The sequence below is a fragment of the Streptomyces physcomitrii genome (assembly GCF_012273655.1).
In the GTDB taxonomy this organism is placed as follows: domain Bacteria; phylum Actinomycetota; class Actinomycetes; order Streptomycetales; family Streptomycetaceae; genus Streptomyces; species Streptomyces physcomitrii.
Window position 1 is genome coordinate 321,382 of the sequence record NZ_JAAWWP010000004.1, and the last position, 21,973, is coordinate 343,354.

Annotated in this window: 20 protein-coding genes, 1 pseudogene and 1 riboswitch; of the genes and pseudogenes, 10 read left to right on the top strand and 11 right to left on the bottom strand. The window is 74.5% G+C overall.

Annotated elements, in window-relative coordinates; genetic code table 11:
• Positions 1–368: 368 nt before the first annotated feature.
• From HFV08_RS09215 to HFV08_RS09225, 3 genes are all read right to left on the bottom strand, one after another.
• Positions 369–779, bottom strand: a complete 411-nt coding sequence (locus HFV08_RS09215; protein WP_168537696.1) for an SCO2097 family morphological protein — start codon at positions 777–779, stop codon at positions 369–371.
• A gap of 380 nt (positions 780–1,159) precedes the next feature.
• Positions 1,160–1,930 carry a methyltransferase gene (locus tag HFV08_RS09220; protein WP_168537698.1) on the bottom strand — a complete coding sequence of 257 codons (771 nt, stop codon included), beginning with the start codon at positions 1,928–1,930 and terminating at the stop codon, positions 1,160–1,162.
• 200 nt (positions 1,931–2,130) lie between these two features.
• Positions 2,131–2,703: an SAV_6107 family HEPN domain-containing protein gene (locus HFV08_RS09225; RefSeq protein WP_168537700.1), complete on the bottom strand. Its 573-nt coding sequence runs from the start codon at positions 2,701–2,703 to the stop codon at positions 2,131–2,133.
• 285 nt (positions 2,704–2,988) lie between these two features.
• Between HFV08_RS09225 and HFV08_RS09230 the strand changes: the two genes are divergently transcribed.
• The 5 genes from HFV08_RS09230 (at position 2,989) to HFV08_RS09250 (ending at position 9,292) form a co-directional block, all read left to right on the top strand.
• Positions 2,989–3,867 carry an ATP-binding cassette domain-containing protein gene (locus HFV08_RS09230; protein ID WP_312885481.1) on the top strand — a complete coding sequence of 293 codons (879 nt, stop codon included), beginning with the start codon at positions 2,989–2,991 and terminating at the stop codon, positions 3,865–3,867.
• Positions 3,839–5,929, top strand: coding sequence for a YhgE/Pip domain-containing protein (locus HFV08_RS09235; protein ID WP_168537707.1), 2,091 nt, complete (start codon positions 3,839–3,841; stop codon positions 5,927–5,929). Before HFV08_RS09230 ends, HFV08_RS09235 begins: the two co-directional genes overlap by 29 nt.
• An 11-nt stretch (positions 5,930–5,940) precedes the next feature.
• On the top strand, positions 5,941–6,555 hold the full coding sequence (locus tag HFV08_RS09240; protein ID WP_040254365.1) for a TetR/AcrR family transcriptional regulator: 615 nt from the start codon (positions 5,941–5,943) through the stop codon (positions 6,553–6,555).
• 382 nt (positions 6,556–6,937) lie between these two features.
• Positions 6,938–7,549, top strand: coding sequence for a DUF4126 domain-containing protein (locus HFV08_RS09245; RefSeq protein ID WP_168537709.1), 612 nt, complete (start codon positions 6,938–6,940; stop codon positions 7,547–7,549).
• A gap of 111 nt (positions 7,550–7,660) precedes the next feature.
• On the top strand, positions 7,661–9,292 hold the full coding sequence (locus HFV08_RS09250) for a phytoene desaturase family protein (RefSeq protein ID WP_168537711.1): 1,632 nt from the start codon (positions 7,661–7,663) through the stop codon (positions 9,290–9,292).
• 76 nt (positions 9,293–9,368) lie between these two features.
• On the opposite strand, the gene HFV08_RS09255 is transcribed toward HFV08_RS09250, so the two are convergent.
• From HFV08_RS09255 to HFV08_RS09285, 7 genes and pseudogenes are all read right to left on the bottom strand, one after another.
• The gene (locus HFV08_RS09255) at positions 9,369–9,794 is read right to left on the bottom strand and encodes a pyridoxamine 5'-phosphate oxidase family protein (protein WP_168537713.1); all 426 of its coding nucleotides are present in this window, start codon (positions 9,792–9,794) and stop codon (positions 9,369–9,371) included.
• Between the two features lie 1,383 nt (positions 9,795–11,177).
• A pseudogene (locus HFV08_RS32645) lies at positions 11,178–11,511 on the bottom strand (hypothetical protein); the annotation flags it as partial.
• A gap of 45 nt (positions 11,512–11,556) precedes the next feature.
• A complete protein-coding gene (metF, locus tag HFV08_RS09265) occupies positions 11,557–12,477 on the bottom strand; it encodes a methylenetetrahydrofolate reductase [NAD(P)H] (protein ID WP_168537715.1) in 921 nt (306 codons plus the stop codon).
• Positions 12,478–12,641: 164 nt separating this feature from the next.
• Positions 12,642–13,292, bottom strand: a complete 651-nt coding sequence (thiE, locus tag HFV08_RS09270) for a thiamine phosphate synthase (protein WP_168537717.1) — start codon at positions 13,290–13,292, stop codon at positions 12,642–12,644.
• A 71-nt stretch (positions 13,293–13,363) separates the two neighbouring features.
• Complete coding sequence (locus tag HFV08_RS09275; protein WP_040254356.1) at positions 13,364–13,729, bottom strand: Rv2175c family DNA-binding protein; 366 nt, start codon at positions 13,727–13,729, stop codon at positions 13,364–13,366.
• A gap of 219 nt (positions 13,730–13,948) precedes the next feature.
• Positions 13,949–15,190: an NAD(P)/FAD-dependent oxidoreductase gene (locus HFV08_RS09280; RefSeq protein ID WP_168537719.1), complete on the bottom strand. Its 1,242-nt coding sequence runs from the start codon at positions 15,188–15,190 to the stop codon at positions 13,949–13,951.
• A 44-nt stretch (positions 15,191–15,234) separates the two neighbouring features.
• Entirely contained in the window at positions 15,235–15,603 is a 369-nt protein-coding gene (locus HFV08_RS09285) for an avidin-fold protein (protein WP_168537721.1), read from the bottom strand.
• Between the two features lie 83 nt (positions 15,604–15,686).
• Positions 15,687–15,799: riboswitch (TPP riboswitch) on the top strand.
• Between HFV08_RS09285 and thiO the strand changes: the two genes are divergently transcribed.
• From thiO to HFV08_RS09310, 5 genes are all read left to right on the top strand, one after another.
• Entirely contained in the window at positions 15,793–16,968 is a 1,176-nt protein-coding gene (gene thiO / locus HFV08_RS09290) for a glycine oxidase ThiO (protein WP_168537723.1), read from the top strand. Its footprint overlaps the riboswitch before it by 7 nt.
• Before the next feature lie 128 nt (positions 16,969–17,096).
• On the top strand, positions 17,097–17,297 hold the full coding sequence (thiS, locus tag HFV08_RS31495) for a sulfur carrier protein ThiS (RefSeq protein ID WP_246341633.1): 201 nt from the start codon (positions 17,097–17,099) through the stop codon (positions 17,295–17,297).
• Positions 17,298–17,299: 2 nt separating this feature from the next.
• Positions 17,300–18,142 (top strand): thiazole synthase, encoded by an 843-nt coding sequence (locus tag HFV08_RS09300; RefSeq protein WP_168537727.1) that lies wholly within the window; start codon positions 17,300–17,302, stop codon positions 18,140–18,142.
• 149 nt (positions 18,143–18,291) lie between these two features.
• Positions 18,292–20,226, top strand: coding sequence for a Stk1 family PASTA domain-containing Ser/Thr kinase (pknB, locus tag HFV08_RS09305; protein ID WP_168537729.1), 1,935 nt, complete (start codon positions 18,292–18,294; stop codon positions 20,224–20,226).
• 196 nt (positions 20,227–20,422) lie between these two features.
• On the top strand, positions 20,423–21,301 hold the full coding sequence (locus HFV08_RS09310) for a deoxyribonuclease IV (RefSeq protein WP_168537925.1): 879 nt from the start codon (positions 20,423–20,425) through the stop codon (positions 21,299–21,301).
• Between the two features lie 22 nt (positions 21,302–21,323).
• Here the strand turns inward: HFV08_RS09310 and HFV08_RS09315 are convergent, their stop codons facing one another.
• A complete protein-coding gene (locus tag HFV08_RS09315) occupies positions 21,324–21,956 on the bottom strand; it encodes a sulfite oxidase-like oxidoreductase (RefSeq protein WP_168537731.1) in 633 nt (210 codons plus the stop codon).
• Positions 21,957–21,973 lie beyond the last annotated feature (17 nt).

The window sequence follows — 21,973 nt, forward strand, 5'->3', positions numbered from 1 at the left end:
GGACCTCAGAGTCTGGGCTGGGGCACGGACCTCGGAGCCCGAGGCCCGGACCTCGAAGCCCGGACTTCAGAGCCCGGGACTTCAGAGCCCGGGACTTCAGAGCCCGGGACTTCAGAGCCCGGAACTCGGTCCCGGCGACCGGTTCCGGGGCGGGACTTCAGCCGGATCGGCCCGGCTCCTCCGAAGCGCGGGTGCGGCGCCCGCCGGGGGAACCCGGGGCGCCGGGAACGGCACGGCCTCGGGAGGTCATGAACCGGATCGGCCGGAGCCCCGGGAAACTGCCCGGCCCCGGATACGCCTGAGGGGTGACCGGCCTGCCGGTCACCCCTCGGATGCGTACTGCCGCCGCCCGCGGGGGCGGCGAAGACTCAGTGGCCCTGTTCGTCGCGGCGACGCTGCCAGCGCTGCTCGATGCGGTCCATCACGGAACGCCGCTGGCGGGACTGGCGCCGCGCGCTGCCGCCGCCCCGGTTGCCGGATCCGGACTGCTGTTGCTGCTCGCCCGGCTTGGGAGCCTTGCGCCAGCCGGTGACGGCGAGCACCGCACAGCCCAGCATGACGAGGAAGCCCACCACGCTGATCCAGATCTGCTGGGCGACCATTCCGGCCATGAGGAGCGCGATACCCACCAGGAAGCCTGCGACCGCCTGGTAGACCCGTCGCCGGGTGTACGTACGCAGCCCGCTTCCCTCAAGCGCTGTCGCGAACTTGGGATCTTCGGCGTACAGCGCTCGCTCCATCTGCTCGAGCATTCGCTGCTCGTGCTCTGAGAGCGGCACGGAGTCCTCCTCATCGTGCAGTCGCCGGGGGCGACCGGGGGTCCCCTTCAGGATAGGCAGGGAATCGCCCCCGTGAAACCCGCCCCTCTACGCCAACTTCGCCATACCGGACCGCCATGGAGACCGGACCCGCTGAAGCCGTCATTCCCCAGCGGCCGGTCCGTCATGCCGGACCGTCAGGGCCTGTCTCTCGGATCTCGCCGGGGCGGCCGGGCGCCGACGCGAACGCCGACGGCGACCCGCCAGGATCCGAGAGGCAGGCTCCTGCACCGATCATACGGCGCCCGGGCCCTCAGCGGAGGGGCTGTGGCGTACTCCATCCACCGCTTCGTCGCTGATCAGCCCCCGGGGCGGGGCCGGCGGGACCGGAATCCGGGCTCTCACTCACCCTGCGTCACTCGCTTCACTCCGAGCACATGCAGCTGCGTGGCCACGGAGCGGAAGGCGGGCAGCTCGGCGGCGGCCGCCTCCAGCTGGAGCAGGGCGTCCAGGGCGCCGGGCTCGGTGTCCACGAGCGCGCCGGGGACCAGGTCGGCGAAGACCCGCACCCCGTGCACGGCGCCGACGCCGATGCCCGCCTCCTCGGCGAGCGCGGTGAGCTGTTCGGGGGTGAAGCGCCGGGGCACCGGGTCGCCCTCGCCCCAGCGGCCCTCGGTGTCGGTGAGCGCGCGCCGCGCCTCCTTGAAGTGCCCGGCGAGCGCGCGGGCGAGCACCGCGCCGCCGAGCCCCGCGGCGAGCAGGCTCAGGGCGCCCGCCTCGCGCAGCGCCCCGGTGACATTGCGCAGGCCCTCGGCGGGGTCGTCCACGTACTCCAGGACGCCGTGGCACAGGACCGCGTCGTACCCCTCGCGCTCCACCACCTCGAAGAGGCCGTGGGCATCGCCCTGAACGCCGCGCACCCGCTCGGCGACGCCCTCCTCGGCGGCCCTGCGCTCCAGGGCGAAGAGGGCGTTGGGGCTCGGGTCGACGACGGTGACCCGGTGGCCCAGGCGGGCGACCGGCACCGCGAAGTGGCCGCTGCCGCCGCCGGTGTCGAGGACGTCGAGCGCCTTGCGGCCGGTGACCGCGACCCGGTCGTCGAGGGCTTCGCGCAGCACGTCCCAGACCACGGCGGTTCTCAGTGCGGCGCGGGGGCGCATCGGGTCCGGCACGGCTTTGACTCCTCGGCGCGGCACCGCCCCCGAAGGGCGGAGCGATGGGCTGCTTGCGGCCGGCTCACGGGGTCCGCGGCGCGGCAGGGGTGCCAGCCTATTGCCTCGGCCGGGGCGCCCGTGCCCCCGGCGGGCACGCGCCCCGCCGCCCCCGCGCGCACCGGCGCGCGCAGGGGCCCGGCCGCGGCGGCCTCCCCCGCTCAGCCGGTGCGGGCCCGTATCTCCGGGGCGTCCCCGCCGCCCCCTTGCGCACCCGGCGGCTCCTCCTCCCGGGTACGCGGCCGGGGCAGGGTCGGTTCCGGGACCAGGAGGCGTTCGACGATGCCGAGGAACATCTCCACGTCCCGGCGCAGATCGTCCGCGTCCCGCTGCCCGGCCGCGCCCTTTATGCCGGCCTCGGCGCGCGCCCTGCGCTGCGCCCCGGAGGCGAACAGGGCGCACCACTCGGTGAGTTCGGGGGCGATCCCCGGCAGGACCTCCCAGGCGCTCCGGATGCGTTCCCGGCGGCGCGGCGAGCTCTCGGGCCGTCCCCGGGCGGCGAGCACCGCGGCGGCGGTGCGCAGGGCGGCGAGGTGGGCGGTGGCGTACTGCTCGTTCGAGGTGGGCAGGAGCGCGGCTTCGTCGAGGCCCTCGCGGGCCTGGGCGAGCAGGTCGAGCGCGGCCGGCGGCGCCGCGGCCCTGCGCAGCACCGGGTGGACGTCGGACGCCCTGCCGGTCGGCACCTGTGCGCCGGGACGGGCCCGGCGCGCGGCGGCACTGGATGAGGCGGCCATGACGAACCTCCTGTCGTCCATGAGTGCGCATGTACGGCACTGGTACGGGACCGGACCGCTCGGTCGCGGCTCGTCATCCCGTATGCCCACATCGTGACGTACACCACTGACAATCCGGCGCGACCTGCGGTGATGCCCTCTCCGCCCGGCCCGCGCACCGGAGTTGGGGCAGTGCGGCTTTACCTCGCGGAGGGGCGTGGCTATTTTTGAACTGACCGGTCAGTACAAAAACTGGCCGGGGCAGCCGAGATGCCGCAGAAGGCAGCAGGACAGAAGGGGAGACAGGTGGACGGGCCCCAGGCCGCGAAACCGGCCGCGAGCACCGACGGCGCCGCCGTCACGACCGAGGACCTCGGCCTGCGGGGCCCGAGAGGCTGGGCCTTCCGCGGGGTCACCCTCGACGCACCGGCCGGTTCCCTGATCGCCCTCGAAGGGCCCTCCGGCTCGGGCCGGACCTGTCTGCTCCTCGCCCTCACCGGCCGGATGCGCACCACGGAGGGCACCGCCCGGATCGGCGGGCTGCGGCTGCCGAAGCAACTGGCCGCCCTGCGCCGGATCAGCGCGCTGGGCCACACCCCCGGCGTCGCCGAGCTCGAACCCGCGCTCACCGTCGCCGAGCACCTGCGCGAACGGGCCCTGCTCCAGCGCCGCTTCGGCGGCTCGCTGCGCGGACTGCTGCGCCCCCGGAGCGAGCGCCGGGCCGAGGCGCGGCAGCGGGTCGACGAGGCGCTGGCCGCCGCGGGACTCGATCCCGCGACGCTGCCCAAGGGCCTGCGTACCGCCGTCCGCGACCTGGAGCGCACCGAGGCGCTGCGGCTGTCGATCGCGCTGGCGCTGATCGGCCGCCCGCGGCTGCTCGGCGTCGACGACACCGATCTGAAGCTCTCGGACGCCGAGCGCGCGGAGATCTGGGAGCTGCTCGCCGCCCTCGCCGGCCAGGGGCTCACCGTCCTCGCCGTGTGCAGCGAGGCACCCGCGGGCGCCCTGGTCGTCTCCACCGCACCCCGGCAGGAGAGCGGCCGGTCCACGGCCCCCGAGGACGGTACGCGAACGGCCCCCGACGGCGGTACGCAGGCGGACGCGCGGCCCGAGGACGACAGCAGCACCACCGGCACCACCGGGAAGGAGAACGGGGATGCGCTCGCCGAAACTGGCCGCGCTTGAGTTCAAGCGGTTCGCCAGGGGGCGGCTGCCGAGGGCCGCGCTGGTCGCGCTCCTGCTGCTGCCCCTGCTCTACGGCGCGCTGTACCTGTGGTCCTTCTGGGATCCGTACAGCCGCCTCGACCGCATCCCGGTGGCCCTGGTCAACGAGGACAAAGGGGCCGTCGACGACGGGAAGAAGGTGGCCGCCGGTGCCGATCTGGTCGAGGGGCTGCACGGCAGCGACACCTTCGACTGGCGGGAGGTCAGCGCCGAGGAGGCCGAGTCGGGTGTCGCGAGCGGGAAGTACTACCTGTCGCTGACCATGCCCGCGGACTTCAGCAAGCGGATCGCCTCCAGTGCGGGCGACCGCCCCGAGACCAGTCCGCTGCGCGTGGAGACCAACGACTCCAACAACTACATCGTCGGGCAGATCTCCCGGACGGTCTTCTCCGAGGTCCGCTCGGCGGCCTCCAGCAAGGCCTCGCGCACCTTCTTCGACCGGATCTTCATCGCCTTCTCCGATCTGCACGACCAGACCGCGAAGGCGGCCAAGGGCGCCTCCCAGCTCGAAGGCGGCATCGGGCAGGCCAAGGGCGGCTCCCAGCAGCTCGTCGACGGGCTGAAGGAGGCGAAGACCGGCAGCGGGAAGCTCAACGACGGGATGACCAAGCTGGACAAGGGGTCCAAGGACCTCGCCTCGGGGGCGACCCAGGTCGCGGACGGCACCCAGCAGCTCGCCGACAAGGTCAACGGCGTCAACGGCAAGCTGGCCCCCTTCCTGCGGGACAACAAGAAGGCGATCGCGCACACCGCGCAGCTCGTCGCCGACTCCACCGGCGTCATCCGCGAGCACCTCGACACCTTCGTCAAGGTCGCCCCGGTCGCCGCCGAGGGCACCCGCAAGGCCGCCGACACCCTGGACGAGGTCTACACCCGCCGCTGTGAGCAGGCCGCCGTCGCCGACCCGGCCTGCGCGGACCTGAAGAAGGCCAGGGACGCGGCGGAGAAGGCGGCGAAGCTGACCGCGGACGTCGACGAGGTCCTCAAGGACTACGACTACGACGTCGGCAGGCTGGACAAGCAGCTCGCCACCCTGCAGAAGCAGTCCGCGGCCCTCGCCGAGGCCGCCCCGCACCTGGACAAGGACCTGAAGAAGGCCGTCGCCCAGGTCAACAAGCTCAACTCCGGTGCCCACCAGGTCGCGGGCGGCGCCGGGAAACTGCACACCGGCCTCGGCACCGCGCACCGGGGCGCAAAGAAGCTGGACTCCGGGCTCACCCGCCTGGAGAAGGGCGCGGACAAGCTGCACGGCGGCATGTTCAAGCTGGCCGACGGCTCGCACCGGCTGGCGGGCGGACTCGAGGACGGTGTCGAGCAGATACCCGACTACGGGGACAAGGACCGCGACCAGCGCACCGGCGTCATGTCCGACCCCGTGCAACTCGCCTCCCAGGCCCTGCACAAGGCGCCGAACTACGGCACCGGATTCGCCCCGTACTTCATCCCGCTGGCCCTGTGGGTGGGCGCGATGGTGGCGTACATGCTGATCACGCCGCTGAACCAGCGGGCGCTCGCGGCGGGCGCCTCGGCCTGGCGGATCACCCTGGCCGGCTGGCTGCCGGTGGCGGCGCTCGGGGTCGCGCAGGCCGCGGCGCTGATGGCGGTGCTGCACTGGGCCCCGGGCATGGGCCTGGAGGTGGAGCGGGCCGCGGGCACCGCCGCCTTCCTGGTCCTCGTGGTGGGCTGCTACGCGGCGATCGTGCAGTGGCTCAACGCCCGCTTCGGGGCGGCCGGGAGGATCCTCGTCCTCGCGCTGCTCATGCTCCAGCTGACCTCGGCGGGCGGCACCTATCCGGTGGAGACCAGCCCCCGCTTCTTCAACTGGATCCACCCCTTCCTGCCGATGAGCTACATCGTCGAGGCGCTCCGGCGGCTGATCACCGGCGGCGGCCTCGCCCCGGTGTGGACCGGCTCGGTGGTCCTGCTCGCCTTCCTGCTCGGCGCGCTCACGCTGACCGCGCTCTCGGCCCGGCGCAAGCAGGTGTGGACCTTCGACCGTCTCCACCCGGAGCTGAGCCTGTGACAATCAGTGCCATGGCGAGCAGCAGCAGTGGACGACGCGGGGCGACCCGGCAGAAGGTCTTCGAGGCGGCGGTGGCCCTCATCGCCGAGCAGGGCTTCTCCGCGACCACGGTCGACGAGATCGCGGAACGGGCGGGCGTCGCGAAGGGCACCGTCTACTACAACTTCGCGAGCAAGTCGGTCCTCTTCGAGGAGCTGCTGCGCCATGGCGTCGCCCTGCTCACCGCCTCCCTGAGCGGGGCCGCCGAGGAGTCGGCGCGCGCGGGCGGCAGCCAGGTCGACGCCCTCGACGCGATGATCGGGGCCGGACTCGGCTTCATCGAGCGCTATCCGGCGATCACCACGATGTACGTCAGCGAGCTGTGGCGGGCGAACAACGACTGGACCGGCGTCCTGCGGGTGGTCCGCCAGGACGCGGTCGCGGTGGTGGAGAAGGTGCTCGCCGCGGGTGTGGCGAGCGGGGAGTTCAGCGGCGAGATGGACGTACCGCTGACCGCCTCGGCCATGATCGGGATGGTCCTGGTGGTCGCCCTGGACTGGCGCACCTTCCAGCCGGACCGCAGCCTCGCCGACGTCCACGCCGCCCTCTCGCTGCTCCTCCAGGGCCGGGTGGCCACCCGCCGCTGAGGCGGACCGGCCGCGCGGGACCCGCGAGGCACCGGCGATTTGGGGCGGAAGTAACTTGGCCGAAGACCGCCGGGGTCGGAGGGTGCTGCGTACCCCGAGCGGACGAGCACAGCGCCGGCCCGGTGCCGATGCACCGGGCCGGCGCCCCCGTTGCCTGCCCCCGAATCCCCCGCGCTCCGTGGTCCGCGGAGCCGGTCAGCCGGGCCGGCCCGTTCCGCCGCCCCGTGTCGGCGGTCCGGTGCCGTGCCCCGCTGTGTCCCCCACTCTGGCCCGCCGCCGCGCCCGTTCCTATCCGTGCGGATACTCAACTGCCCTTCTGGGTACGGATACTCAGTCCCCGCACGGGTGCCGCTCCCGGTACCGCGCTGGTTACCATCGGCCGGTGTCCGTACTCCCGCTTGTCTTCACCAGCGGCTGGGCGAGCGGGATCAACGCCTACGCCGTCGTCCTGCTGCTCGGCCTCTTCGGCGCGACCGGGGTGAGCGACGAGGTCCCCGAGGCACTGCAGCGGCCCGAGGTCCTGTGCGCCGCCGCCGTGCTCTTCCTCTGCGAGGCGGTCGCCGACAAGATCCCGTACGTCGACTCGGTCTGGGACGTGGCGCACACCGTGATCCGGCCGGTCTCCGGTGCCGTGGTGGGCGCCCTGCTCGCCGGGCAGAGCGGCTCGCTCCCGGACCTGGTGGCCGGGGCGCTCGGCGGCTCCACCGCGCTGGTCAGCCATCTGGTGAAGGCGGGCACGCGGATGGCGGTGAACACCTCCCCGGAGCCCGCCAGCAATATCGTCCTCTCGCTCCTGGAGGACCTCGGGGTGGCGGGCCTGCTCACCTTCGCCCTGTTCCACCCGGAACTGGCGGCGGCGCTCGCGGCCCTGCTGCTGCTCACCGGAATCGGCCTGGTGTTCCTGCTGTTCTCCCGGATCCGGCGCTTCTGGCGGCGCCGGGCCGAACGGCGCGCGGCCCGGGCCGCGGGGGTGGGCCGGCCCGCGCCCTGGTGAGCGGGCGCGGCGGGTGAGCCCGCGGGGTGACCCGGTGGGTGAGCGCGGTGCGCGGGCCTGCCGCCCGGTCCGGTACGCAGCCGGTTCCGGCGCCCCGCTACAGTCCCTGGCATGGCACGGATTGCGGTGATCGGCGCGGGCATGGGCGCCATGGCGGCGGCCGCCCGGCTCGCCGTGGCGGGCCACGACGTGGTGGTGTACGAGCGCGGCGCCACCCACGGCGGAGCCCTCGGCCGAAGCACCCGGGACGGCTTCGCCTTCGACACCGGCCCGGTGCTGCTGACCCTCCCCGCGGTCTACCGCGACCTCTTCGTCAAGACCGGCCGGAAGTCCCTGGAGGACCGTCTCGGCCTGACCCAGGTCGAGCCCGCGGTACGCCATCTCTTCGCCGACGGCACCCGCGTGGACCTGCCCAACGCCTCGCGGGCCGGGGTCGGCCAGGCCCTGGACGCGGCGCTCGGCGCGGGCAGCGGGGAGCGCTGGGCCGCCTTCGTGAACCGGGCCAGGGAGGCCTGGGACCGCAGCCGCAGGCCCTTGCTGGAGGAGCCCCTGTGGCCCAACTGGCAGGTGCTCGCCGAGCGGGAGCCCTATCCGGCCGTGCCCCGGCGGCGACTGCTGCGCCGCGAGCTGAGGGCCACCACCCTCGCGGAGATCGCCGCGCTCGAACTCGGCGACGAACCACGGCTGCGGGCCCTCCTGGAGCAGTACGCGCTGGCCGCCGGGCTCGATCCGCGCACGGCACCGGCGAGCGCCGCCGTGCTGCCGTACATGGAGCAGACCTTCGGCCTCTGGTCCGTCGAGGGCGGCATGCGTGCCCTGGCGGACGCCCTGTACGAGCGGTGCCGGGAACGCCGCGTCCGCTTCCGCTTCGGCACCCCGGTGCGCCGGGTCGTCATCCGCGGCGGCCGTGCCGTCGGGGTGGCCGTGGACACCGGGGTGCGGGACGCCGGGGCGGAGGGTACCGGGGCCGCTCAGGCGGAGGCGGGCGGCGGCCCGGCCACCACCGTCGCCGAGGAAGCCGCCCATGTCGTCGAGGAAGCCGACCATGTGGTCGCGGGGGTCGCCCCGGACGTACTGGACTCGCTCCTCGACGGCGTCCCGGCCCGCGAGGAGACCGGGGTCCCCGCCCGGCGCACCGCCCGGAGCAGGGTGACCCTGCTGCTCGCCCTGCGGGGCGCCCGGACCCCGGAGGCCGCCTGCCGGACGGTGGTGCACACCCCGGACCGGGAGGGCGAGTTGGCGGCCCTGTTCGGCGCGGAGCCCGGGCTGCCGGAGCGGCCGACGGTGACCGTGCACCGGCTGCCGGACCCCTCGCTCGTCCCGGACCCGGACCATGAGGCGGTCACGGTCACGGCGACCGTCCCGGCGGCGACGGGCGAGGCCGCCGAGGCGGCCGACGACGCTGTATCCGCCCCCTCCCCCGGCCCCCTCACCTCCTTCGCGGACCGGATGACGGCCGCCGCCCGGCGCGAGATCCCGGACCTCGACGGGCGCCTGCTGTGGCGCGAGGTGCGCACCCCCCGGGAGATCGAGGCCGCCACCGGTACGCCCGGGGTGCCCGCCCCGGCCCTCGCGGCGGGCGGCGGGCGATGGCTGCACCCCGCCAACAGCACCGCCGTCGAGGGCCTGTTCACCGTCGGCGGCTGGTCGCACCCCGGCGGCGGGCTGGCGCACGCGGGGATGTCAGGGGCGCTGGTCGCCGGGCTGATCGTGGAGGGCCCGGACTTCCGCGGCTCGCAGTGACGGCGGTCCTCCAACGGGGCGGTCCTCAACGGGGCGGTGCATGGCCGGAGTTGCGCACGTCGCCGCGCCGAGCCGCTCAGACCGCGCCGAGGTCCGCGCCGAGCCAGTGCTCCGGCCGCATCCGGATCACCACCTGTTCGCCCAGGGTGTCCTGCGCGAAGCCGAGGTAGCGCTCCAGCTCCGGGCCGGAGAGGTAGCGCGAGGCGATCTCGCGGTGGGTGTCCTCGGTGCCCGGGGTCATCTCGGCCACCGTGCCCTCGACGGAGACGTACCGCACCGTGGGCTGCACATCCTCGACCAGGAGGCTGAACCGGCCCGCCGCCTTGATCAGTCGGGCCTTGCGGGAGTCGGCGCCGGTGAGAATCCAGGGCCGGCCGCCGGGTTCGTAGCCGAACCAGACGGGGACGAGCAGGGGGCCGCGGTCCGCGCCCGCGGTGACGCCGAGCGCGGCGACCCGGGGCTCGGCCAGGAACTGTTCACGTGCTTCTCGGGAGAGTGCCATGCCGCCCGACTGTAGGCAGCGGCACTGACAGCACCCCGCGACGCCCCACGCCACCGGGCCGCGCGACCCGGACGGCCTTCGCCTCAGCGGCGGTACGTCCGCGGGGCCCCGTTGCGCCCTGGCAGCGGTACGTCGGCACGGCCCCGCGGGGGCCTCGGGGCGGCCCGGGCGCGCGGTGTCAGTACCGGTACTGCTGGCCGTCGTACCCCTCGTACCCGCTCTCGGAGGGGTACGCGGCGGGCTGCTCCGGTGGCAGGGCGCCGCCGTAGGGGTCGGTCTCGTCGGCCTCGCGCTGCTGGGGCACCCACACCCCGCCGGGCGGAGTGTCCCCGGGGCCCGCCCAGCCGCCACCGGCCGCCGGGTATGTCCCCTGCCCGCCGTAGGAGTCGTGGGATCCCGGGTCCTGGGAGTAGGGATCCTGGTATCCGGCGTACCCGCCGTCCTGCGGGTAGGGCTGGTCGTAGCCCGGGGCGGGCTCGCCCCCGTAGCCGGGCGCCGAGGCGGCCGCATAGGCCTCCTCGCTGTAGACGCCGTAGTTCCCGGTGTCGTCGGGCATCGGCTGCGGCCGGTAGACGGGCGGCGGCGCGTAGGAGGGCGCCTCCTGGCCGAAGGCCGAGAACTCGGGCTGCTCCTCGGGGACTTGGGCGGAGTACGGCGGGTAGGGGGCATAGCCGCCGGACGGCTCCTGGCCGTAGCCGCCGTCCTGCGGGCCGCCCGGCCCGGGGTAGGGCTGGTCCGGGTATCCGTGCTCGGGGTAACCGCGATCCTGGTACCCGGGGTCCCCGTAGTCACGGTCCTGGTAGTCACGGTCCTGGTAGTCACGGTCCTGGTACGGCCGCTCCGGGTATCCGTGTTCCTGGTACTGCTGCTCCTGGTACTGCCGGTCCTGGTACGGGCGGTCCGGGTACTGCTGCTCCTGGTACCCGGAGCCTGCCTGGTACGCCCCCGCGGGATCCGGGTACCCGGCACCGTCGTACCCCGCGTTCTCGTACCCCGCGTTCTCGTACCCCGCCCCGGCGTAGCCCGGTTCCGCGTACTCCCCGCCGCGGTAGCCGGTGTCCTGGTACCCGCTCTGCTGGTAGGCCGGGGCGCCGGACGCGTCCTCGGCGTAGGCGGGGCGCTCCGGGGGGAGCGGGTAGCCGGAGGTCGCGTAGCCGGGGTCGGTGAAGCCGGGGGTGTAGGCGGTGTCCTGGGCGGGTCCGGCGGGGGCCTGGTCCGGGTAGGGCGGGGCGGGCGGCGTGCGGTTCTCCTCGCGCTCGTCCCGCTCGCCGGGGCCGCCCTGGTCCTGACCGGGGTGGTCCGGGTCACCGGTGCCGTAGCCGTAGGGGTCCTCGGCGTGACGCGCGTAGTCCCCGGGGCCGCCCGGGCCCGCCGGGGCCTCGGCGGGCTCGACTCCGGAGACCGAGAGCGTGGGGTCCTGGCGGCCTTCGCCGGGGGTGCGGCGGCGCTTGCTGGCACCCGGGCGTCCGCCGAGGGCCCAGCCGGTGGAGAAGCCGCGCCGGAAGGAGAGGGTGACGAAGGCCTGGCCGGTGGCGAAGCCGAGGGCGCCGAGCACGATGACGAAGATCGAGGGGATCAGCACCCCGAGCACGACACCGAGGAAGCCCGCGAAGGCCAGCATCCGCCAGCGCAGCCGCGCCTTGTACTGGAGCAGCACCTCGCCGAGCAGCCACAGCGCGACGATCGCGAACGCTATGTAGAGGACCGTCCAGCCCATGTACGCCCCTCTCGTACGGCCGCGGCCCTGACGGATACGGCCGGCCTAGGCCGGTGTGTGATGCAGACCAAGATTCTCGTAGATCTCGAGCGTCGCGGTGGAGTTGTTCAGCGTGATGAAGTGCAGTCCGGGCACACCCTCGGCGAGCAGCCCCGCGCAGAACTCCGTCGCGAAGTCGATGCCAATGGAGCGTACAGCCGCCGGGTCGTCCTTGGCGGCGAGGATGCGCTCTTTCAGCTCGGCGGGGATCGAGGCGTTGCTCAGCTGGGGCAGCCGCTCCAGCATGCGCACGCTGGTCACCGGCATGACCTCGGGGATGATCGGGGTGTCGCAGGCCGCCGCGGCGACCTGGTCGCGCAGCCGCAGATAGGACTCCGGCCGGAAGAACATCTGCGTGATCGCGTAGTCCGCGCCCGCCCGGCACTTGTCCACGAAGTGGCGTATGTCGCTCTCCTCGTGGGTGGAGCGCGGGTGCATCTCCGGGAAGGCGGCGACGCCGACGCAGAAGTCCCCGGACTCCTTGATCAGTTCGACCAGTTCGGCGGCGTAGGTCAGCCCCTCGGGGTGCGCGACCCACTCGGCCGTCGGATCGCCCGGCGGATCGCCGCGCACCGCGAGCATGTTGCGGATCCCGGCGTCGGCGTACTGCCCGATGATGTTGCGCAGCTGGGCCACCGAGTGGTCGACGGCGGTGAGGTGGGCGATGGGTGTCAGGGTGGTGTCGGCGACGATCTGCTCGGTCGCCTTCACCGTGCCGTCCCGGGTGGAGCCGCCCGCGCCGTAGGTCACCGAGACGAAGCTCGGGGCCACCGCCTCGACCCTGCGCAGCGCGTTCCACAGGTTCCGCTCGCCCTTCTCGGTCTTGGGCGCGTGGAATTCGAAGGAGTACGTGGTCGCCTGCGCGGCGAGCATCTCGCGCACCGTCCGCGCGCGATCAGTCCTGGTGGAAGCAGTGCCGAGGGCCATACCCGAAGGTTAGTCAGCGAACCGTGCTCCCCCAACCAGAGGGCCCGGATTCGACCGGTTTCGGGCCCTCGCTGTCCACGTACCGGACACGGGGGTCACGCTGCGGCCCCCCGCCGTCCCGCTCGCAGGGCAGGCGGGGACGGTCTCAGAGGTGGGCGCCGCCCTCAGACCTCGCGCAGCCGCCGGGCGAACTCCGCCGCCGCGGCGCCCGGATCCGACGCCTCGGTGAGCGCGCGGACCACGACGACCCGGCGGGCCCCCGCGTCGAGCACCTGGTCCAGCGTGCCGAGGTCGATCCCGCCGATCGCGAACCAGGGGCGGGCGGTGCCCAGGCCCGCCGCGTACCGGACCAGGTCGAGGCCGGGGGCGTGCCGTCCGGGCTTGGTCGGGGTGGGCCAGCAGGGCCCGGTGCAGAAGTAGTCGGCGCCGGGCTGGGAGGCCGCCGCGGCGGCTTCGGGCCCGGCGTGGGTGGAGCGGCCGATCAGGGTCCGCTCCCCGAGGATCGCGCGGGCGGCCGGGACCGGCAGATCGCCCTGGCCGAGGTGCAGGACGTCGGCTCCGGCGGCGTGCGCCACATCGGCGCGGTCGTTCACCGCGAGCAGCTTGCCGTGCCGGCGGCAGGCCTCGGCGAAGACGGCGAGGTGGTCCAGCTCCTCGGCGGCCTCCAGGCCCTTCTGCCGCAGCTGCACGATGTCGACGCCGCCCGCGAGGACGGCGTCCAGGAACTCGGGGAGATCGCCCTGCCGGGTGCGGGCGTCCACGCACAGGTACAGGCGGGCCGACGCGAGCTGTTCGCGCGGCGTGGTCCTCGGCATGGAGCGGTGTCCCCCCGGGCTGCGGTGTCCGGACCCGGAAGCCGGGCCCGGACACCGGTGGTGGTGTCAGGTCAGACGGCGAGCGCCTGTGCCCGGCGCTTCACCTCGGTGCCCCGATTCTCGCTCAGGGCCTGCGCCGGGGTTCCCGGCAGGGTGTCGTCAGGGGTGAAGAGCCACTCCAGCATCTCCTCGTCGGTGAAGCCGTCGTCCCGCAGCAGCGTCAGGGTGCCGGTGAGGCCCTTGACGACCCTGTCGCCGTCGATGAAGGCGGCCGGGACGTGCAGTGCCCGGTTCTCACCACGGCGTACGGCGATCAGCTGGCCCTCCTTGACCAGCTGCCGTACGCGGGTCACCTCGACGCCGAGCTGCTCGGCGATGTCGGGGAGGGTGAGCCAGGCGGGGACGAGAGCATCGATCTTCGCGTCAATCTCAGTCACGAGGACAAGCGTGCCATCCAGGACCGACAGTCGGAAGCCGGGCCGCCCCGCGGCAGGTCGCGGGGGCGGCTTCCCCGCAGCTCGGCCGGGGCTCGGACGGCCGCGCCCCGGTACGTCGCCGCGGCCGGTGACCGGGGTCCCGGACCATGCGGAGCGCCCACTCCCGGCCACCGCGCGGGGGCTTCGGAACAGGGCGGCGGCTCAGAGCAGGGCGGCGGCTCAGAGCAGCGCGGACCTGAGCGGTGACGCCGGGTCCGCGAGGCGTACGGGGTCGACGGTGGCGCCCGCCTCGATCATCTTGCGGCCCTGGGCGACATCGCGCGGGCGGCCGACGGCGAGCACCGCCACCAGCCGGTCGGCCTGGAGCCAGCACACCGACCAGGCGGCGCCGTCCGGCTCGCCCCGCCAGACCAGGGTGTCCGCGGCGCCGTGGTCCCCCGCGTACTGCACGAACCGGCCGAACTGCTCGGACCAGAAGTAGGGCACCGGATCGTAGGCCGCCGGTTCCTCGCCGAGGAGGTTCGCGGCGAGGGTGCGCGGGCCCTGCAGGGCGTTGTCCCAGTGGTGGACCAGCATCCGGCGGCCGTAGCGGCGGGAGGGGAAGGAGGCGCAGTCGCCGACCGCCCAGACGCCCGGGGCGGAGGTGCGCAGCTGCTCGTCGGCGAGGATCGCGCCGTCCTCGCCGAGGGCGATGCCGCTGTCGCGCAGCCAGCGGGTGGCGGGCCGGGCACCGATCCCGACGACCACGGCGTCCGCGGTGAGCTGGGTGCCGTCCTGGAGGCGCACCGCGCCCTCCTCGACGGCGGCGACCCGCGCCGAGGTGCGCAGTTCGGCACCGGCGTCCGCGTACCAGGCGGCCATCGGCGCGGCGACCTCGCGCGGAAGCGCGCCCGCGAGCGGGACCTCGGCCGCCTCGACCACGGTCACCTCGCAGCCCGCCTCCCGGGCGGCGGTGGCGAACTCGGCGCCGATCCAGCCCGCGCCGACGACCACGATCCGGTGCTGCCGCTCCAGTACCGGGCGCAGGCGCTCCGCGTCGTCGAGGGTGCGCAGCAGGTGGACGCCCGCGATGCCGGAGGTGCCGGGCAGGCCGACCGGCTCGGCGCCGGTGGCGAGCACCAGGCGGTCGTAGCCGAGCGGGCCCGACTCGGTGTCCAGGGTGCGTACTTCGGGCCGCAGGGCGGTGACCTCGCAGCCGAGCAGCAGCTCGATGCCGAGCGCCTCGAAGTCGACCTCGAAGGCGGAGCCCTCCGCCTTGCCGAGCAGGATCGCCTTGGACAGCGGAGGCCGGTCGTAGGGCTGGTGCGGTTCGGCGCCGAGCAGGGTGACGCGGCCGGGCCAGCCCTGTTCGCGCAGGGCGACGGCGGTCTGCACCCCGGCCATCCCGGCCCCGGCGATGACGACCCGCTCCGGCTGTCCCTGGTCCCGCCCCGGCTGCTCAGGCCGTGTCTGCTCGGTCATCCGCTCACTCTAGACACCCGGCACAGGGCCGGTAAGCGGAACGATCATCCCGTGACCGGCGCCACCCCGCCCTCCCCCGCGAGCTCCTCCACCACGCTGGTACCGGCGCCCTGCCGGGACTCCCACTCCCAGCTCTCGGCCAGGCGCAGCCGCCCGTCGGGCAGTTCGCTCACGCGCGAGACGCAGTGCCCGCTCGCCGTCGCCCCGTCCCGGGTGAGCTGCACATAGCGGAAGTCGAGGCGGTCGCCCGCCCGGGTGCCGACGAGCCGCCCGTGCACGATGTCGCCGCCCTCGTACTCCGCCCAGATCCGCCCGTCCTGCTCGTGGTACGTGAAGCGGGTGCCCGTACCCACCTGGCCCGGGGCCTGGTCCGCGAGCGGGGCGAAGCGGACGCGGTCGAGCGAGCGGGTCATCGGCGGCTCCCTTGCGCAGACGGGCCGGAGCCGCCCCGGGCGCGTGTCCGGTCCCGGAGGGCTCCGCGTTAGGCTGACCAACGTAGAGCACTCGCGGGAGCCCGTCGCAGCGGGCTGAGAGGGAGGCTGAGCGGCCTCCGACCGTAGGAACCTGATCCGGGTCATGCCGGCGAAGGGAGGAGCTGAGCGATGGTGCGAGCACCGGCGGGCGGTCCCGCGGCGGATGTCCTGGTGATCGGCGGCGGGATCATCGGCCTGGTCACGGCCTGGCGGGCCGCCCAGCGCGGACTGCGGGTCGCGGTGGCCGATCCCGAACCGGGCGGCGGGGCGGCCCAGGTGGCGGCCGGAATGCTGGCGGCGGTCACCGAACTCCACTACGGCGAGCAGACCCTGCTCGGCCTCAACCTCGCCTCCGCTGCCCGCTATCCCGACTTCGCGCGGGAGCTGACCGAGGCCACCGGGCAGGATCTCGGCTACCGCGCCTCGGGCACCCTGGCCGTCGCCCTGGACGCCGACGACCGGGCCCATCTGCGCGAACTGCACGCCCTCCAGGAGCAGTCGGGCCTGTCCTCGCAGTGGCTCAGCGGCCGCGAGTGCCGCCGCCTGGAGCCGATGCTGGCGCCCGGGGTGCGCGGCGGGCTGCGCGTCGACGGGGACCACCAGGTCGACCCGCGCCGCCTGGCCGCCGCCCTGCTGCGGGCCTGCGAGGACGCCGGGGTGGCCTTCCACCGGCAGGGGGCGCGGCGGCTGACCGTGGTGCGCGAGCGGGCCACCGGACTCGTCCTCGACGACGGCACCGCGCTCGCCGGGGACCGGGTGGTGCTCGCCGCGGGCAGCCGCAGCGGCCGCCTGGACGGCGTGCCCGAGGAGGTGCGCCCGCCGGTGCGCCCGGTCAAGGGCCAGGTACTGCGGCTGACGGTGCCCCGGGCGCGGGCGCCCTTCCTCAGCCGGACGGTGCGCGCCGTGGTCCGCGGCAGCCAGGTCTATCTGGTGCCGCGCGAGAGCGGCGAGCTGGTGGTGGGCGCCACCAGCGAGGAGCAGGGCTGGGACACCACGGTCACCGCGGGCGGGGTGTACGAACTGCTGCGGGACGCCCATGAGTTGGTACCCGGGCTGACCGAACTGCCGCTGACCGAGACCCGCGCGGGACTGCGCCCCGCCTCCCCGGACAACGCCCCGCTGCTCGGCCCCACCGCACTGCCGGGGCTCCTGCTCGCCACCGGCCACCACCGCAACGGCGTCCTGCTCACCCCGGTCACCGGCGACGTCCTGGCGCATGCCCTGGTCACCGGTGAACTTCCGGCGGAGGCACGCGCGTTCAGCCCCCAGCGATTCCGCACGGCACTCACGGAGCAGCCCGTATGAACGAGCCCGCACACCCCGAGCCCGCACACCCGGACCACCCCGGGCCGGCCGTACGTACCGACCGGACCGGCGGCCTCACCTCGGCCGCGCTCCCCGACGGGCCCGCACGCCCCGACGGACCCCCGCGCCTGAGCGTCACCGTCAACGGCGCCCGCCGGGACCTCGACCCGGCCACCAGCCTCGGCGCCCTCGTCGCCGCGCTGACCACCGCGCCCTCCGGGGTGGCCGCCGCGCTCAACGAGACGGTGGTGCCGCGCGGCGAGTGGGCGGCCACCGCGCTGCGCGAGGGCGACCGCGTCGAGGTGCTCACCGCCGTCCAGGGAGGCTGAGCATGACCGAGCACGTCCTGACCCCCGCCGCCGTACCCGCCGACGCCCCCGGCGCCGGGGACCCGCTGCGGATCGGCTCCCTGAGCCTCGGCTCCCGGCTGATCATGGGCACCGGCGGCGCGCCCTCGCTCGATGTCCTCGAACGCTCGCTGACCGCCTCCGGCACCGAGCTGACCACGGTGGCGATGCGCCGGGTCAGCGCCGAGGCGCACGGCTCGGTGCTCTCCGTGCTCGGCCGGCTGGGCATCCGCGTCCTGCCGAACACCGCGGGCTGCTACACGGCGGGCGAGGCCTTGCTGACCGCCCGGCTCGCCCGGGAGGCGCTCGGCACCGACCTGGTCAAACTGGAGGTCATCGCCGACGAGCGGACCCTGCTCCCGGACCCGGTGGAGACCCTGGACGCCGCCGAGGCGCTGGTCGACGACGGCTTCACCGTCCTCCCCTACACCAACGACGACCCGGTGCTCGCCCGGCGCCTGGAGGAGGCCGGCTGCGCCGCGATCATGCCGCTCGGCTCCCCCATCGGCTCCGGGCTCGGCATCCGCAACCCGCACAACTTCCAGCTGATCGTGGAGCAGGCCCGGGTACCGGTGATCCTCGACGCGGGCGCCGGTACGGCCTCGGACGCGGCGCAGGCGATGGAGCTGGGCTGCGCCGGGGTGATGCTCGCCTCGGCGGTGACCCGCGCCCGGGAGCCGGTGCTGATGGCGGAGGCGATGCGGCACGCGGTCCGCGCGGGGCGCCTGGCCCACCGGGCCGGTCGGATCCCGCGCCGCCACTTCGCCGAGGCCTCCTCCCCGGCCGAGGGCCTGGCCCGGCTCGACCCGGAGCGCCCGGCCTTCTGAGCGGCGCCGGGCGGGCCCCGGACGGGCGCCGGACAGGCCCCGAACGGGTCCCGGACGGGCCCCGGAGGCTGTCACAGCTCGGCTGCAGTACGGTCCCGGGCTTCCGGCGGCCGCGCCGGGCGTCAGTGGCTCCTCGTACACTCACCTGCGTGGACACGACCCTTCAGGACCCTCTCGTCGGGCAGGTGCTCGACGGCCGCTACCGCGTGGACGCGCGCATCGCGACGGGCGGGATGGCCACGGTGTACCGGGCCGTGGACACCCGGCTCGACCGGGTGCTCGCGCTCAAGGTGATGCATCCCTCGCTCGCCGCCGACGCCCTCTTCGTGGAGCGCTTCATCCGCGAGGCCAAGTCGGTCGCCCGGCTCGCGCACCCCAATGTGGTGGCGGTCTTCGACCAGGGCGCGGACGGCGCGCATGTCTATCTCGCGATGGAGTACGTGGCCGGGTGCACCCTGCGCGACGTCCTCCGGGAGCGCGGCGCGCTGACCCCGCGGGCCGCCCTGGACATCCTGGAGCCGGTGCTCGCGGCCCTCGGCGCGGCACACCGGGCGGGCTTCGTACATCGCGACATGAAGCCGGAGAACGTCCTCATCGGGGACGACGGCCGGGTCAAGGTCGCCGACTTCGGCCTGGTGCGCGCGGTCGACACGGTGACCACCTCCACCGACACCGTGCTCGGCACCGTCTCCTACCTCGCCCCCGAGCAGATCGACAGCGGCACCGCCGAACCCCGCGTGGACGTCTACGCCTGCGGGGTGCTGCTCTACGAGATGCTGACCGGCGCCAAACCGCACGGCGGCGACACCCCGGCCCAGGTCCTCTACCGGCACCTCAACGAGGACATGCCGCTGCCCTCGGCCGCCGTGCCGGGGCTCGCGCCCGGGCTCGACCGGCTGGTCACCGGCGCCACCGAGCGCGATCCGGCGGCCCGGCCGCAGGACGCGCGGGAGCTGCTCGCCCAGGTGCGGGAGGTGCGTTCCGCCCTCGGCGCCGAGCAGTTGGACGCCCGGCCGCCGCAGGCGCACGGCGAACGGCACGACGGCGCCGAGGACCGCACCAGCGTGATCCCCCGGGCCGCGGGAGGCACCGGACCGCGGCCGGACCCGGCCGCCGAGGACCGCCTGAACCGGACCAGCCGGCTGCGCCTGCCGCCGCCTCCGCCCGAGGCCCCGGCCCACCCGGCGGCCGATCCCCGCAGGCGCCGGGTCTTCCTGCTCGTGGCGGCCGCCGTGGCGCTCGCGGTGACCCTGGTCGCGGGCTTCTGGTACATCAACTCCGGGCAGTTCACCACGGTCCCGCCGCTGCTCACCAAGACCCAGGCGCAGGCCGAGGACCGGCTCTCGGAGGCCGGGCTCGACGTCGGCGACATCCGGCGGGAGTACAGCGACACCGACAAGCGGGGCACCGTGATGGCGACCCGTCCCGCCCCCGGCGAGCGCATCCGCGGCAACGCCGAGGTGGGCCTGACCGTCTCGCTCGGCCCGAAGAACGTGAAGGTCCCCGACCTCACCGGCATGAGCCTCGCCGAGGCCAAGGAGCGGCTGAAGCGGGCGAACCTCGCCCCCGGCATGGTCACCCGCGCCTTCGACGAGGACGTGGCCCAGGGCAAGGTCCTCGCCACCGAGCCGGAGCGGGGCGCCACCCGCCGCGCGGGCTCGGCGATCGCGCTGACGGTCAGCCGGGGCGCCCCGGTCGAGGTGCCCGATGTCACCGGGGAGTCCGTGGCGGACGCCAAGGAGGAGCTGACCGAGGAGGGTCTCAAGGTCGAGATCGCCCCGAACCGCGTCAACTCCGCCTTCGACAAGGGCCAGGTCGCCGATCAGAATCCGCCCTCCGGCAAGGAGGCGGCCACCGGGGACACCATCACCCTGACCGTCTCCAGGGGCCCGGTGATGGTGCGGGTGCCGGACGTCGAGGGCATGAAGGTCGGTGCCGCCCGGGAGAAGCTCTCCGGCCTCGGCTTCGTGGTCCATGTCGACCGCGGCATCCTCGGCATCTTCAAGGACAAGGTCAGCGACCAGTCGGTGGACCCGGGCGAACAGGCCCCGAAGGGCAGCGAGATCACCATCGAGGTGGGCTGAGGGGTCCGGGCCGGAGCGGCCGAGGGGCTCGCTTCGCGAGGGCCGGTCGCACGGGGGAGGGCGGTGGCGCCACCCTCCCGGCCCGGAAGGCGCCCGTACGGAGGCTGGTCGTACGAAAGCCGTCGTACGGAAACCGGTCGCACGAGGCCCCGCGCAACCGGCGGCGGTTACCGCCCGCCGAGCCGCCCGTGCCACCCTGGACGCCGTGACCTCACCTCTTCCCAGCCGCCCGGTCGGCGGACACGTCCCCGTGGCGGGCGGGCTCGCCAAGCGGGGCCTCGGCTACGCGCGCGAGATCGGTGCCGAGACCGTGCAGGTCTTCGTCGCCAATCCGCGGGGGTGGGCGACGCCGCCGGGCGACCCGCGGCAGGACGCCCTCTTCCGGGAGACCTGTGCCGAGCAGGGGATCCCCGCCTATGTCCACGCGCCCTATCTGATCAACTTCGGCTCCGCGACGGCGGAGACGGCGGAGCGCTCCGTCGCCTCCCTGCGGCACTCGCTGCGCCGGGGCCGGGCGATCGGCGCCCGCGGGGTGGTCGTGCACACCGGCTCGGCGACCGGCGGCCGGGACCGGGCCACCGCGCTGCGCCAGGTACGCGAGCGGCTGCTGCCGCTGCTCGACGAGCTGGACCACGAGGACGACCCGTACCTCCTGATCGAGTCGACCGCGGGACAGGGCGCCTCGCTCTGCTCCCGCGCCGAGGACTTCGGCCCCTACTTCGCGGCGCTGGACGCCCACCCGAAGCTCGGGGTCTGCCTGGACACCTGCCACTTCTTCGCGGCGGGCCACGACCTCGCGAGCGCGCGGGGCGCCCGGGAGTCACTGGACGCGCTGCTCGCCGTGACCGGTGCGGACCGGCTGAAGCTGATCCACGCCAACGACTCCAAGGACGTGGTCGGCGCCCACAAGGACCGGCACGAGAACATCGGGCGCGGCCATATCGGCGAGGACGGCTTCCGCGCCCTGCTCGCCCACCCCGCCACCGCACGGGTCCCGCTGATCATCGAGACGCCGGGCGGCACCCAGGGCCACGCCGCCGACGTGGAACTCCTGAAGAAGCTCCGCGAGGGCTGAGCGGGCCGGGCGTCCCGCTTCCCTACAACTCCGGCCCGTCGCCCGGCTCTTCCTGGTACGAGTAGCGCTGCTCCCGCCAGGGGTCGCCGAGGTTGTGGTAGCCGCGCTCCTCCCAGAAGCCGCGGCGGTCGGCGGTCATGTACTCGATGCCGCGGACCCACTTGGGGCCCTTCCAGGCGTAGCGGTGCGGCACGATCAGGCGCAGCGGGAAACCGTGTTCCGCGGTGAGCAGTTCGCCGTCCTTGTGGGTGGCGAAGACGGTCCGCGCGGAGGCGAGGTCCGCGAGCCGCAGATTGGCGCTGTAGCCGTACTCGGCCCAGACCATCACATGGCTCACCTCGGGCGCGGGCGGCGCGAGGTCGTACAGCGTCCGCGCGAGCACCCCGCCCCATTCGGCGCCGAGCATGCTGAACTTCGTGACGCAGTGCAGATCCGCCTCGACGGTCGCGTACGGCAGGGCGGTGAACTCCTCGTGCGTCCAGCGGTACTTCTCGCCGCTCTCCGTGGCGCCGAAGACGCCGAACTCCCAGCGTTCCGGGCGGAACTTGGGGACGGGGCCGTAGTGGGTGACCGGCCAGCCGCGCTGGAGCCGCTGTCCCGGCGGGAGCTCCGGCTGCCCTGCCTGCCGAGATTCGCCCTGCGCCGGATGCCCCATGTCTTCCATCCTGACAG

Excerpts from the sequence above, each read along its gene's own strand:
- HFV08_RS09225 (WP_168537700.1), bottom strand. The coding sequence starts at position 2,703 with ATGGCCGCCTCATCCAGTGCCGCCGCGCGCCGGGCCCGTCCCGGCGCA.
- HFV08_RS09235 (WP_168537707.1), top strand. The coding sequence starts at position 3,839 with ATGCGCTCGCCGAAACTGGCCGCGCTTGAGTTCAAGCGGTTCGCCAGG.
- HFV08_RS09240 (WP_040254365.1), top strand. The coding sequence starts at position 5,941 with ATGGCGAGCAGCAGCAGTGGACGACGCGGGGCGACCCGGCAGAAGGTC.
- HFV08_RS09250 (WP_168537711.1), top strand. The coding sequence starts at position 7,661 with ATGGCACGGATTGCGGTGATCGGCGCGGGCATGGGCGCCATGGCGGCG.
- HFV08_RS09255 (WP_168537713.1), bottom strand. The coding sequence starts at position 9,794 with ATGGCACTCTCCCGAGAAGCACGTGAACAGTTCCTGGCCGAGCCCCGG.
- metF (WP_168537715.1), bottom strand. The coding sequence starts at position 12,477 with ATGGCCCTCGGCACTGCTTCCACCAGGACTGATCGCGCGCGGACGGTG.
- thiE (WP_168537717.1), bottom strand. The coding sequence starts at position 13,292 with ATGCCGAGGACCACGCCGCGCGAACAGCTCGCGTCGGCCCGCCTGTAC.
- HFV08_RS09280 (WP_168537719.1), bottom strand. The coding sequence starts at position 15,190 with ATGACCGAGCAGACACGGCCTGAGCAGCCGGGGCGGGACCAGGGACAG.
- HFV08_RS09285 (WP_168537721.1), bottom strand. The coding sequence starts at position 15,603 with ATGACCCGCTCGCTCGACCGCGTCCGCTTCGCCCCGCTCGCGGACCAG.
- thiO (WP_168537723.1), top strand. The coding sequence starts at position 15,793 with ATGGTGCGAGCACCGGCGGGCGGTCCCGCGGCGGATGTCCTGGTGATC.
- HFV08_RS09300 (WP_168537727.1), top strand. The coding sequence starts at position 17,300 with ATGACCGAGCACGTCCTGACCCCCGCCGCCGTACCCGCCGACGCCCCC.
- HFV08_RS09315 (WP_168537731.1), bottom strand. The coding sequence starts at position 21,956 with ATGGGGCATCCGGCGCAGGGCGAATCTCGGCAGGCAGGGCAGCCGGAG.